At 76.0% G+C, this 14636-nt stretch carries 1 protein-coding gene; it reads left to right on the top strand.

The annotated features are described in order from the left end of the window. Positions 1-132 precede the first annotated feature (132 nt). Complete coding sequence (locus AB6L24_RS35095; protein WP_405662180.1) at positions 133-14601, top strand: SDR family NAD(P)-dependent oxidoreductase; 14469 nt, start codon at positions 133-135, stop codon at positions 14599-14601. The last annotated feature ends 35 nt before the right edge of the window (positions 14602-14636 follow it).

The following is a 14636-nucleotide window of genomic DNA, read 5'->3' as shown; positions in this document are numbered from 1 at the left end:
TCCCGCCCCTCCGGTCCCGCAGGTCCCGTCCGCCCCCGTCCGCCAAGGCCGCCGAAGCCGTCGGTCGCGCGCCGCCCGCCCCCTCGTGGCGGCTCTCCCTAGAACACCGCTTGACCTTCAGTGAGGAATGGCATGTCTGTTGACAACACCCGCAGCGATGCAGGGCTTGCCGGGGAACCCATAGCCGTCGTCGGGATGTCCTGCCGCTTCCCCGGCGCCCACGATCCCGAGGCGTACTGGCGGCTGCTCGTGACCGGGCAGGACGCCGTCACCGACACGCCCGCGGAGCGCGCGGAGCTCGGCCTCGGCATCGAGCACGGCCCGGCGGGCAAGGGTGCCTTCCTCGACGGGATCGACCGCTTCGACCCCGGCTTCTTCAACATCCCGCCGCGTGAGGCGGCGATGATGGACCCGCAGCAGCGGCTCGTCCTCGAACTGGGCTGGGAGGCCCTGGAGCAGGCCGGCGTCGTCCCCGCCGACCTCCAGGGCGGCGACACCGGCATCTTCCTCGGCGCGACCACCGGCGACTACGCCGACCTCGTGCACCGCGCCGCCGACGGCTCGAACGTCACGCACCACTCCTTCACCGGTCTCGACCGCAGCCTCATCGCCAACCGCGTCTCGTACGTCCTCGGCCTGCGCGGCCCGAGCCTCACCGTCGACGCGGGCCAGGCCTCCTCCCTGGTCGCCGTCCACATGGCCTGCCAGTCGCTGCGCAACGGCGAGTCCGAAGTCGCCCTCGCGGGCGGCGTCGAACTGCACCTGGCCCCCGAGAAGACCGCCCTGGCCCAGAAGTTCGGCGGCCTGTCCCCCGACGGCCGGTGCTACACCTTCGACGCCCGCGCCAACGGCTACGTACGTGGTGAGGGCGGCGCCGTCGTCGTCCTGAAGACGCTGCGGCGTGCCCTCGCCGACGGCGACCGCGTGCACGCCGTCCTGCGCGGCAGCGCCGTGAACAACGACGGCGGCGGCGCGGGCCTCACCGTGCCGCACGAGGACGCCCAGCGCGACCTGCTGCGCCGCGCCCACGAGCGGGCCGGGACCGCGCCCGCCGAGGTCGGCTACGTCGAACTGCACGGCACCGGCACCCCCGTGGGCGACCCGGTCGAGGCCGCGGCCCTCGGCGCCGTGCTCGGCTCCGCGCGCCCCGCCGGGGAGCCGCTGCTCGTCGGCTCCGTGAAGACCAACATCGGACACCTGGGCGCCGCGGCCGGCATGGCCGGGCTCCTGAAGGTCGTCCTCTCCCTCACCCACGGCCGGCTCCCCCCGAGCCTCCACTACACCTCGCCCAACCCCCGCATCCCCATGGCCGAGCTGAACCTGCGCGTGCAGGACACGGTCGGCGACTGGCCCGGCGAGGGCGAACGGCTTGCCGGCGTCTCGTCGTTCAGCGTCGGCGGGACCAACTGCCATGTGGTGGTGGCTTCGGCGCCCGCGAGCGCTGCGGGCACTGTCGACACCGCGACCGATGCGAGCACCGCGGAGGCAGAGGGCGCCGGGGACACGGAAGCCGTGGAGACCGCCGTGGCCGCCGTCGCGCCGTCCCTGCGCGGCGACACCCTCCCCTGGCTCGTCTCCGGCCGCTCCGCCGCCGCCGTGCGCGCCCAGGCCGAGCGCCTCCTCGCCCACCTGGAGGGCGGCACCGCGAGCGCCGCGGACATCGGGCTCTCGCTCGCCACCACGCGTACCGCCTTCAAGCACCGCGCCGTCGTCCTCGGCTCCGGCCGCGAGGAGCTGACCGCCGAACTGACCGCGCTCGCCGAGGGGCGCCGCTCGGCCACGCGGATCAGCGGCACCGCGAAGCCGCGCGAGCGCGTCGTGTTCGTCTTCCCCGGCCAGGGCCCGCAGTGGACCGGCATGGCGGGCGACCTGCTCGACGCCTCGGACGTGTTCCGGGCCCGCATCGACGAGTGCGCGGCCGCGCTCGCGCCGCACATCGACTGGGACCTGGAGGCCGTGCTCCGGGACGCCCCCGGCGCGGCCTCGCTGGAGCGCGAGGATGTCGCCCAGCCCGCCCTGTTCGCGGTCATGGTGTCCCTCGCCGCCCTGTGGCAGTCGTTCGGCGTCGAGCCGGAGGCCGTCGTCGGGCACAGCAACGGCGAGATCAGCGCCGCCGTGGTCTCCGGCGCCCTGTCCCTGGAGGACGGCGCGCGCGTGGTGGCGCTGTGGAGCAAGGCGATGCTGGCCGTCGTCGGCCAGGGCACGATGCTCTCGGTGCCGCTGCCGGTCGCCGAGGTCACTCCGCGCCTGTCCGCGTGGCAGGACCGCCTGTTCGTGTCCACCATCAACGGGCCGCGCCTCTTCACGCTGTCCGGTGACGTCGAGGCCATCGAGGCGCTGCAGGCCGAGCTGGTCGCCGAGGGCGTACAGGCCCGGCGCATCCAGATCGACCTGGCGCCGCACTGCGCGTGGATGGAGGTCCTGCGCGAGGAGATCCTCGGCCTCCTGGAGCCGATCCAGCCGCGCACGCCGACGCTGCCGATGTACTCGACCATCACCGGCGAGCTCGTCGACGGCCCCGTGCTCGACGGCACGTACTGGATGAGCAACCTCACCGGCACCGTCAACTTCGAGCGCACCGTCCGCGAACTCGCCCCCGAGACGGACGCGTTCGTCGAGATCACCCCGCACCCCGTGCTCGGCATGGCGCTCCAGCAGATCACGGAGGACGTCGGCTCGGACGCGGCGATCGTCGGCACGCTGCGCCGCGGCGAGGACGGGCAGCGCCGCTTCCTCACCTCGCTCGCGCAGCTCAACGCCAGTGGCGCGGACGTGGACTGGCGTCCGGCGTTCCCCGCGGACGCCGCCGTCGTGGAGCTGCCGACGTACGCGTTCCAGCGGCGCGGCTACTGGCTGGAGGGCCTCGCGGGCACCACCGCCCCCGACGCGACCGGCACCGCGGCCGACGCCGAGGCCGCCGCGCAGGCCCCCGCCGCGGACGAGCCGCGCGCCGACCTCGTACCGGCGACGGCTCCGGCTCCGGCTCCGGCTCCGGCTCCGGCTCCGGCGGAGTACGACGCCGCCGACCTCGACGACGAGTCGGGCCTGCGCGGGCTGAGCCCCGAGGAGACCCTGGAGCGGGCGCTCGACCTGGTGCGCGCCGAGGCGGCCCTGGTGCTCGGGCACGACAGCGGCGCCGACGTCGACCCCGAGGGCGCGTTCATCGACCTCGGCTTCGAGTCGGTGACGGCCGTGGAGATGCGCAACCGCCTGGTCGAGGCGACCGGCCTGAAGCTCCCGGCCACGCTCCTGTTCAACCACCCGACACCGCAGAACCTCGCCGCCCGCATCACCGAGGAGATCCTCGGCAAGAAGACCGCGCCGAGGACGAGCGGGCGCAAGGCGGCCGCGAAGGGCGGCGCCGCGGACGACCCGATCGTGATCGTCTCCATGGCCTGCCGCTTCCCCGGCGACGTGACGTCGCCCGAGGACCTGTGGCAGCTCGTCCTCGACGGCCGCGACGCCATCTCGCCCTTCCCCGAGAACCGCGGCTGGCCGCTGGACGCGCTCTTCGACGACGACCCGGACCGCGCGGGCCGCTCCTACGCCCGCGAGGGCGGCTTCCTGCACGACGCGGACCTGTTCGACGCGGAGTTCTTCGGCATCAGCCCGCGCGAGGCCCTCGGCCTCGACCCGCAGCAGCGGCTGATCCTGGAGACGGTCTGGGAGACCGTCGAGCGAAGCGGAATAGACCCCTCCGCGCTGCGCGGCAGCGGCACGGGCGTGTATGTCGGCGCCATCAAGCAGGACTACGGCCCCCGCCTGGACGCCGCCGACGAGACCGCGAGCGGCTATCTGATCACCGGCAACTTCACCAGCGTGGTCTCCGGCCGCGCCTCGTACACCTTCGGCCTGCAGGGCCCCGCCGTCACCGTCGACACCGCCTGCTCCTCCTCGCTGGTGGCCGTGCACATGGCCGCGCAGGCGCTGCGCAACGGCGAGTGCGACCTGGCGTTCGCGGGCGGCGTCACCGTGATGTCGAGCCCGGGCCTGTTCATGGAGTTCAGCCGTCAGCGCGGGCTGTCCCCCGACGGGCGCTGCAAGGCGTTCGCCGACTCCGCCGACGGCACCGGCTGGGCCGAGGGCGCGGGCATGCTGATGCTGGAGCGCCTGTCCGACGCCCGCCGCAACGGCCACGAGGTCCTCGCCGTCGTACGCGGCTCCGCGCTCAACCAGGACGGCGCGAGCAACGGCATCGCCGCCCCCAACGGCCCCTCCCAGGAGCGGGTCATCCTCGACGCCCTCGCGGGCGCCGACCTGACCGTCGCCGACGTGGACGCCGTCGAGGCGCACGGCACCGGCACCAAGCTGGGCGACCCGATCGAGGCCCAGGCGCTGCTCGCCACCTACGGGCAGCGCGACGGCGCCGTGGAGCCGCTGTACCTGGGCTCGCTGAAGTCCAACGTCGGCCACTCGCAGGCCGCGGCGGGCGTCGGCGGTCTCATCAAGATGGTGATGGCGATGCGCCACGGCGTACTGCCGCGCACGCTGCACGTCGACGCGCCCAGCAGCCACGTCGACTGGACCGCCGGCGCCGTGACGCTCCTGACCGAGGCGCGCCCCTGGCCCGAGACCGGCCGCGCCCGCCGCGCGGGCGTCTCCTCGTTCGGCATCAGCGGCACCAACGCCCACGTGATCGTGGAGCAGGCGCCCGCCGTCGAGCGCGCGCCGCGCGCCGTCGAACCCGCGCCGGTCCCGGCCACGCCGTGGCTGCTCTCCGGCCGCACCGAGGACGCGCTGCGCGAGCAGGCGGCCCGGCTCCGGGACTTCGTCGCCGCGCACCCCGAGGGTGAACTCGCGGACATCGGCCTGTCGTTGATGTCCGCGCGCACCCTGTTCGCGCACACCGCGGCCGTCGTCGCCGAGGACCGCGACGGGTTCGTCCGGGGCCTGGCCGCGCTCGCCGCGGGCGAGTCCGCCGCCGAGGTCCTCCAGGGCCCGCCCGCCGTCCCCACCAAGGCCGTCACCGGCCGCTCCACCAAGGGCAGGACCGCGTTCCTGTTCACCGGTCAGGGCAGCCAGCGCCTCGGCATGGGACGGGAGCTGTACGAGAACTGCCCGCCGTTCGCCGTCGCCCTCGACACGGTGTGCGCGCACCTCGACCCGCATCTGCCGCGCGCGGTGAAGGACGTGATGTTCGCCGCCGAGGGCAGCGACGAGGCCGAGCTGCTCGGCCAGACGCTGTACACGCAGGCGGCGCTGTTCACCATCGAGGTGGCGCTGTTCCGGCTCATGGAGCACAGCGGCCTCTCCCCCGACTACCTCATCGGCCACTCCGTCGGTGAGCTGGCCGCCGCCCACGTCTCGGGCGTGCTCTCGCTCGCGGACGCCTGCGCGCTCGTCGCGGCCCGCGGCCGGCTGATGCAGGCGGCGCCGGGCGGGGGCGCGATGGTCGCCGTCGAGGCCACCGAGGAGGAGGTCCGCGAGGCCCTGCCCGCGTACGCGGGACGCCTGGACGTCGCAGCGATCAACGGCCCGCTCGCCGCCGTCGTCACCGGTGACGAGGACGCCGCGCTCGCCCTGGCCGCCGGCTTCAAGGAGCAGGGCCGCCGCACCTCGCGCCTGAAGGTCAGCCACGCCTTCCACTCGCACCACATGGACGGCGTCCTCGACGAGTTCCGCGCGGTCGCCGCGGGCCTGACGTACGCCGCCCCGCGCATCCCCGTCGTCTCCAACCTCACCGGCGCCCTCGCCACCCCCGAGGAGCTGGCCTCGCCCGACTACTGGACGAGCCACCTGCGCGGCACCGTCCGCTTCCAGGACGGCGTGCGCGTGCTGCGCGAGGCGGGCGTCACCGCGTACGTGGAGCTGGGCCCGGACGCCGTGCTCGCCGCGATGGTCCGCAACTGCCTCGGCGAGGAGCAGGCCGAGGCGATCGCGCCCGTCGCTGCGCTGCGCAAGGGCAGGACCGAGTCCCTGACCGTCGCCGCCGCGCTCGGCCACGCCGCCCTGCGCGGCGCCGCGCCCGACACCGCGCGCCTCTTCCCCGGCGCAGAGCGGACGGATCTGCCGACGTACGCCTTCCAGCGCGAGCGCTACTGGCTCGACGCGCCCGCCGCCACCGCCGACGCCACCGGCCTCGGCATCTCCCCCGCCGACCACCCGCTGCTCGGCGGCATGACGAGCCTCGCCGAGGGCGACGGCCTGCTCCTGACCGGACGGCTCTCGCTGCGCGGCCACCCGTGGCTCGCCGACCACGTCATCGCCGGGGCCGCGCTGCTCCCGGGCACCGCGATGGTCGAGCTCGCCGTGGCCGCGGGCGACCGCCTGGGCTGCGACCACCTGCGCGAGATCGTCCTGGAGGAGCCGCTGATCGTGCCCGAGGACGGGGCGGTCCGGGTCCAGGTGACCGTCGGCGCGGCCGACGGCTCCGGCCGGCGTCCGGTGGCCGTCCACTCCCGCCGGGAGAGCGCGGGCCAGGGCGAGCCGTGGGACGAGGGCGGCTGGACGCGGCACGCGTCGGGCGTCCTCGCGGTGGACGGCGGCGCGCCGTCGGCCCTCGACCAGGTCTGGCCGCCGCAGGACGCGAAGCCGATCGACGTCGACGGCGTCTACGACCGCCTGAACGACCTCGGCTACACCTACGGCCCGGCCTTCCAGGGCCTCGTCGGCGCCTGGCAGGCGGGCGAGGACCGGTACGCGGAGGTGGCGCTGCCCGCCGACCGGCACGCCGAGGCCGCCGGGTACGGCGTGCACCCGGCGCTCCTGGACGCGGCCCTGCACGCGCTGCTGCTCGCCGGGCCCGAGGGCGGCCTGAGCGACGAACTGCGCCTGCCGTTCTCCTTCGACGGCGTCACGCTGCACGCCGCGGGCGCCACGGCGCTGCGGGTGCGGCTGACCCCGGCGGGACGCGACGGCGCCACCCTCACCGCTGTCACACCCGGCGGCGAGCCGGTGCTCACCGTCGGCTCCGTGGTCCTGCGGGCGCTGCCCGCCGACCGGCTCGCGCAGCGGGCGGGCGCGCACCACGACGGGCTCTACCGCTTCGGCTGGAAGCCGGTGCGGCAGGCTCCCGCGGCCGTGGCGGCCGACGCCGTGGCAGCGGCGGGCCGTTGGGCCGTGCTCGGCGCCGACCCGCTCGGCCTCACGACGGCGCTGACCGCCGCCGGTGTGACCGCCGACGGCTACGCCGACGCCGCCGCCCTGGAGGCCGTGCTCGGCGCGGGCGCCCCGGACGTGGTCGTCCTGACCCGCCCGGCGCCCGGCACCGAAGGCCCCTCCGGAGCCGTCGCGGAGGCCGCACACGCCGCGGCCGCCGACGCCCTGGACGCCGTCCGGCGCTGCCTGACCGACGAGCGCCTCGCCCCGAGCCGCCTGCTGCTGCTCACCGAGGGCGCGGTGGCCGCGGGCGCCGCCGAGGAGGTGCGGGACCTGGCCGGCGCGGCCGCGTGGGGGCTCGTGCGGACCGCGCGCAGCGAACACCCCGGGCGCTTCGCCCTGTTGGACGTGGCGGGAGCCACGACCGCCGACGGCACCGAGGCCGCGGCCTCGACCGGCGCCGGTGCCACCGCGTCCGGCACCGCCCCCGAGGGCACACCGCCCGCACAACTCAGCGCCCCCGCACCGTCCGTCGCGACCGAGGGAGCCGCACCGGCCCCGCACGCAGGCGACCTGCACGAGCCCGCCCTGGAGCACACCCCGACCACCGACGCCCCCGAGGGCACACCGCCCGCACAGCTCGGCGCCACCGCCCCGGCCATCGCGACCGAGGGAACCACACCGGCCCCGCACACACGCAACCTGCACGAGCCCACCCTGGAGCACACCCCGACCACCGACGCCCCCGAGGGCACACCGCCCGCACAGCTCGGCGCCGCCGCCCTGGCCGTCGTGGCCGAGGGAGGCGAACTGGTCCTCCGCGCGGGCGAGTTCCACGAGCCCGCCCTGGAGCGCACCCCGGCTGTCCCGGCCACCCCGGCCGCTCCGGCCACCCCGGCCACCCCGGCCACCCCGGCCACCCCGGCCACCGACACCCTCCCCGCCCAGGCACCCCCCGCCCTCGACCCCGACGGCACCGTCCTCATCACCGGCGGCACCGGTGCCCTCGGCCGTCTCTTCGCCGAGCACCTGGTCACCCGGCACGGCGTCCGCCGCCTGCTCCTGACCAGCCGCCGCGGCCCGGCCGCCGCGGGCGTCGGCGAACTCACCGCGTTCCTGGAGGGACTTGGCGCCGAGGTCACCGTCGCGGCCTGCGACGTGGCCGACCGCGCCGCGCTCGCGGAGCTGCTCTCCGGCATCCCGGCCGAGGCCCCGCTGACCGCCGTGATCCACACGGCGGGCGTCCTCGCCGACGCCACCCTGCAGAACCTGACGGACGCCGACCTGGACGCGGTGCTTCGGCCGAAGGCGGACGCCGCCTGGAACCTGCACGAGCTGACCGCCGACGCGCCGCTCGCGGCCTTCGTGCTGTTCTCCTCGATCGCGGGCCTCATCGGCAACGCGGGCCAGGCCAACTACGCGGCGGCCAACGTCTTCCTGGACGCCCTGGCCCGGCACCGCCGCGACCGCGGCCTGCCCGCCACCTCGCTGGCCTGGGGCCTGTGGGGCACCGACGGCATGGCGGGCACGCTGTCCGAGGGCGACCTGGCGCGCTGGCGGCGCAGCGGGCTCGCCCCGATCACGGCCGCGCGCGGCGCGGAGATCTTCGACGCGGCCCTCACCACCACGGACCCGGTGTTCCTCGCGGCCGAACTCGACCTGGCCGCCCTGCGCGACCCGGACGCCTCGCAGGCCGCGCCCGCGCTCCTTCGCGGCCTGGTGCGCACCGCGCGCCGCCGCACGGTGGCTGCGTCCTCGGCGGCCGGTGCGGACGCGTCCACGTGGGCGCGTACGACGGCGGCGCTGCCCGAGGCCGAACGGCGGCGCGCGGTCACGGACCTGGTCCGCTCGACCGTGGCGGCCGTGCTCGGGCTCGCCGGTCCCGCGGCCGTCGCCGACGCCGTGGCGTTCAAGGACCTCGGCATGGACTCGCTGACGGCCCTGGAGCTGCGCGGACGGCTCGGCGCCGCGTCCGGTGTGGCGCTCTCGACCACGCTGGTCTTCGACCACCCCTCGCCGGGCGCGCTCGTCGACCACCTCCTCGCGCAGGTCGCCGAGGTCACCGGTGACGAGCGGCCCGAGGAGGCCGCGCGGGCGGTCCCGGCGCGCGCCGCGGCCGCGCAGGACGACCCCGTCGTCATCGTCGGCATGGCCTGCCGCTACCCGGGCGACACCCGCTCCCCCGAGGACCTGTGGAACCTGGTGGCGTCCGGCACCGACGCGATCGGCCCGTTCCCGGAGAACCGCGGCTGGGACGTGGAGGACCTCTACGACCCCGACCCGGACCGGCACGGCAAGTCCTACACGCGCCACGGCGGTTTCCTGTACGACGCCGACCAGTTCGACGCCGAGTTCTTCGGCCTGAGCACCCGGGAGAGCGTCCGTCTCGACCCGCAGCAGCGGCTGCTCCTGGAGACCAGCTGGGAGGCCGTGGAGAGCGCGGGCATCGCCCCGACGTCCCTGCACGGCACCCGTACCGGCGTGTTCAGCGGCGTGATGTACAGCGACTACACCTCACGGCTGCACACCGCGCCGGACGACGTGGAGGCGAACCGCTTCATCGGCAACTCGCCGAGCGTGGCCTCCGGCCGCGTGTCGTACACCTTCGGCCTCCAGGGCCCCGCGGTCACCGTCGACACGGCCTGCTCGTCGTCGCTGGTGTCGCTGCACCTGGCGGCGCAGGCGCTGCGCGGCGGCGAGTGCGACCTGGCGCTCGCGGGCGGTGTCGCGATCATGTCGTCGCCCAGCACGTTCCAGGAGTTCAGCCGCCAGCGCGGCCTCTCCGTGGACGGGCGCTGCAAGTCGTTCTCGGAGTCCGCGGACGGGCTCGGCTGGAGCGAGGGCGTGGGCGTGCTGCTCCTGGAGCGGCTCTCCGACGCGCGCCGCAACGGCCACGAGGTCCTCGCGGTCGTGCGCGGCTCCGCGGTCAACCAGGACGGCGCGAGCAACGGCATCACCGCCCCGCACGGCCCCTCCCAGGAACGGGTCATCCGGGACGCGCTCGCCTTCGCGGGCCTGGCCGCCGCCGACGTCGACGCCGTCGAGGCGCACGGCACCGGCACCAGGCTGGGCGACCCGATCGAGGCGCGGGCCGTGCTCGCCACCTACGGCCAGGGCCGCGACGCCGACAAGCCGCTGCACCTGGGCTCGCTGAAGTCCAACATCGGGCACGCGCAGGCGGCTTCGGGCGTCGGCGGCGTCATCAAGATGATCATGGCGATGCGGCACGGCGTGCTGCCCCGCACCCTGCACGTGGACCGGCCGACGACCCACGTCGACTGGACCTCGGGCGCGGTGTCGCTGCTCACCGAGGAGCGTCCGTGGCCCGAGACCGGCCGCGCCCGCCGCGCCGGCGTCTCCTCGTTCGGCGTCAGCGGTACGAACGCGCACGTCATCCTGGAGCGGCCGGTCCCGGACACCGAGGCCGCCGCGGCCGAGGCCGCGCCGGTCCCCGCGCCCGCCGTGGTGCCGTGGACGGTGTCGGCGAAGAGCCCGGCCGCGCTGCGCGCGCAGGCCGAGCGGCTGCGGGCGCACGTCGCCGAGCGACCGGGCCTCGCGCCCGTCGACGTGGCCGCGTCCCTGGTGCGGGGCCGTGCGGCCCTGGAGCACCGGGCCGTGGTGGTCGCGGGCGGCAGGGACGAGCTGCTTGCCGGTCTCGATGCCGTCGCGCGGGGCGAGCAGTCGCCGCTGACGGTCGTGGGCAAGGCCCGGCAGGCCGGTGACGCGGTCTTCGTCTTCCCCGGCGAGGACGCGCACTGGGCGGGCGTGGCCGTCGAGCTGATGGCGTCCGAGCCGGTCTTCGCGGACCGGATGCGGGAGTGCGGCGAGGCGCTGGCCCCGTTCGTGGACTGGGACTTCGCCACCGAACTCGCGGGCAGCCCGGACCGCGTCGACATCACGCAGCCCCTGTCGTGGGCCGTGATGGTGTCGCTCGCGGAGCTGTGGCGCGCGCACGGCGTCGAGCCGGCCGCGGTCGTCGGCCACGGCCACGGCGAACTGGCGGCCGTCGCCGTCACCGGCGGCCTGTCCCTGAGCGACGCGGCCCGGGTCGTCGCGGCCCGCTCCCAGCTGATCGCCGAGCACCTCGCGGGCCGCGGCGGCGCGGTCGCCGTGGGCCTGCCGCGCGCCGCGGCCGAGGCCCGGATCACCGGCTCGGCGGGCCGGATCGCCGTCGCGGCCGTCGACAGCCCCTCGTCCACGGTGCTCGCGGGCGAGCCCGCGGCCCTGGAGATGCTGCTCGCGGCCTGCGCGACGGAGCGGATCACGGCCCGCAGGATCGACGCCGGGCACGCCGCGCACACGGCGGCGGCGGACGTGGCGGCGGCCGAACTGTCCGGCCTGCTCGACGGGATCACCCCGCGCTCCTCGCAGATCCCGTTCTACTCGACGGTGGACAGCGAGGCCGTGGACACCACCCTCCTCGACGCCGGGTACTGGGCGCGCGGGCTGCGCTCCCCGGTGGAGTTCCACCGCGCGGTCAGCAGCCTGGTCGGCCTCGGCTACCGCACGTTCGTGGAGGCGGGCGGGCACCCCGTCCTGACCTCGGCGGTCGTGGAGACCGCGCGCCGCGCGGGCGTCCGGGACGCGGCGGCCGTCGGCACGCTGCACCGGGGCGACGGCGGCCCCGCGCGGTTCGCGCTCGCGCTCGGCGAGGCGCACGCGCAGGGCGTCACCGTGGAGTGGGGCGACCTGCTGCGCGGCGGACGCACGGTGGCGCTGCCCACGTACGCGTACCAGCGTGAGAGCTACTGGCTGACCGCGGCGAGCAGCGCGCCCGCCCGGAACTCCACCGGGCACCCGCTGCTGAGCGAGGCCGTCGAACTGGCCGGTGGCCAGGGCTGGTTGTTCACCGGTGAGATCGACCCGGACGTGCACCACTGGCTGGCCGACCACACCCTGATGGGCCAGCCGCTGCTCCCGGGCGCGGCCGTCGCCGAGCTCGCCCTGTACGCGGGCCGCAAGTCCGGCGCGGAGCGCGTCAGCGACATCGCCCTGGAACGGCCGCTGCTGCTGTCGGAGCCGATGGGCCTGCAGCTGATGGTGGGCCCGGCCGACGCGGACGGCTCGCGCGCCTTCACCCTGTACTCCCGGCCGGAGGCCGCGTCGAAGGAGGACTGGAAGCGGCACGCCGCCGGTGTCCTGGAGGTCGCCGAGCCCACCGCCGACCCGGAGGGTTCCGCCGCGCTCGCCCTGTGGCCGCCGCTGAACGCGGTGCCGGTGCCCATCGACGGCCTCTACTCCGAACTCGCCAAGATCGGGTACGAGTACGGGCCCTCCTTCCAGGGTCTGCGCGCCGTCTGGCGCCGGGGCGCCGACGTCTACGCCGAGGTGGAGCTGCCCGCCGAGACCCACGCGCGCGGCTTCCAACTGCACCCGGCCGCCCTGGACTCGGCGCTGCAGACCCTGGTCAGCGGCACCAGCGGCGAGGGCACCCGGCTCGTGGTGCCGTTCGCCTGGAGCGGCCTGACCCTCTACACGCCCGGCGCGACCGCGCTGCGCGTCCGTATCCGGCAACACGAAAGGGACTCCTGCTCCGTGCACATCGCCGACGAAACCGGTACGCCGGTTCTCGACGCCGAGACCCTCGCGGTGCGCGAGCTTCCGGCGGAGACGCTCGCTTCGGCCGCATCGGCCGCATCGGCCGACGGGGCGGCGCTGTTCGCCCTCGAATGGGCCGAACCGCAGACTCCGGGGGCGACCCCGGAAGGAACCTGGGCGGTCGTGGGTCACGACCGCTCCCACTTGACGGGCGTGGTCCGGGCCGCGGGGGTGTCGGTGGACGCCTACCCCGACCTGGCCGGACTGCGCCGGGCGCTCGACGACGGGGCAGCGGTGCCGACCGTCGTCGTCGCCACCGGACTTGGCGGATCCGCCGCACCCAGCGGATCCCCCATCAGCGAGCCCGCCACCAACGGGCCCGCCACGGCCGGTGGGTCCACCGAACCCGGTGGACCCACCGAGGGGCCCCACGCCGCCACCCGCGCGGCCCTCGCCCTGGCCAAGGACTGGCTCGCCGACACCCGCCTGACCGGATCCCGGCTCGCCGTGGTCACGGAACGGGCCGTCGCGGTCACCGCCGACGAGAGCGTCGACCTGACCGGGGCCCCGGTGTGGGGCCTGCTGCGCTCGGCGCAGACGGAGAACCCGGGCCGCTTCACCCTGATCGACAGCGACGGGCGCCCGGAGTCCGCGCCCGGCGTGGTCCAGGCCGCGGCGGGCGACGACCCCCAACTGGCGCTGCGCGCCGGGCGGGTGACGGCGCCGCTGCTGCACAAGCACGAGCCGCGGACCGCCGAGCAGCAGCCCGGGCAGGACCGGACGGCGACGCCGGTCTTCGACGCCACGAGCCACGTCCTGATCACCGGCGGCCTCGGCACCCTGGGCCGCCTCCTCGCCCGGCACCTCGTCACCGAGCACGGCGTGCGCCGGCTGCTCCTGACCGGCCGCCGCGGCATGAGCACCCCGGACGCCGAGGAGTTCGTGGCGTCGCTGCGGGCCACCGGCGCCGAGGTGCGGGTCGCGGCCTGCGACACGGCCGACCGGGCCGCGCTCGCGGGCGTGCTCGGCGCGGTCCCGGCCGAGCACCCGCTGACCGGTGTGGTGCACGCGGCCGGTGTCCTCGACGACGCCGTGGTCGGCTCCCTCACCCCGGAGCGCCTGGACGCGGTCCTGCGGCCCAAGGCCGAGGGCGCCGCGCTCCTCGACGAGCTGACGCGCGATCTCGACCTGACGGCGTTCGTGCTGTTCTCGTCCTTCGCGGGCACGCTAGGCACCCCGGGCCAGGCCAACTACGCGGCGGCCAACGCCTATCTGGACGGCCTCGCGCAGCGGCGCCGCGCCGAGGGGCGGCCCGCGCTGTCCGTGGCGTGGGGCCTGTGGGCGGACGAGTCCACGATGACGGGCGGCCTCAGCGAGGCCGACCTGCTGCGGCTGCAGCGCTCCGGCATCGGGTCGCTGTCCGCCGAGGACGGGCTCGCCCTGTTCGACGCGGCCCTCGGTGACGGCGCCCCGGTCCTCGCGGCCTTCGTGCTCGACCCGCGCGCCCTGGACAAGGCCACCGCCCCCGCGCTCCTGAAGGGCGTGGCCCCGCACCGCGCGGCGGCCGTGGCGCCCCCGAAGGACTCGGCGGCGGAGCTGCGCGAGAAGCTGGGCCGTGCGCCCGAGCGCGAGCACCGGCACATCGTGCTCCAGCTGATCCGCGCCGAGGTCGCCGCGGTCCTCGGCCAGGAGCCGGGGCAGGTCTCGGCGGGCCGCCGCTTCCAGGACCTCGGCTTTACCTCGCTGACCGCGGTGGAGCTGCGCAACCGGCTGATCGCCGCGACCGGCATCAAGCTGCCGCCGACCCTGGTCTTCGACCACCCGACCCCCGGTTCCCTCGCGCAGTGGCTCCTTGGCGCGCTCGCTCCCGAGCCCGTCGAAGAGTCCGCCGCGGACGGCGAAGCCGGTCCGCACGACCCGCAGAACGCCTTGATCGGCACCGACTTGTCCGAGAGCGAAAGCCTCCTGGACGACATGAACACCGACGACTTGATCCGCCTGGCTCTAGGCGACAGCGAGTCCTGACACAGCCCCAGCAGGGAACTATGGAGAGAGACACG

The organism is Streptomyces sp. RK9, assembly GCF_045070545.1.
Classification (GTDB): Bacteria; Actinomycetota; Actinomycetes; order Streptomycetales; family Streptomycetaceae; genus Streptomyces; species Streptomyces alboflavus.
Note: the sequence above shows the minus strand (reverse complement) of the source record. Positions and strands in the feature narration are given on the sequence as shown.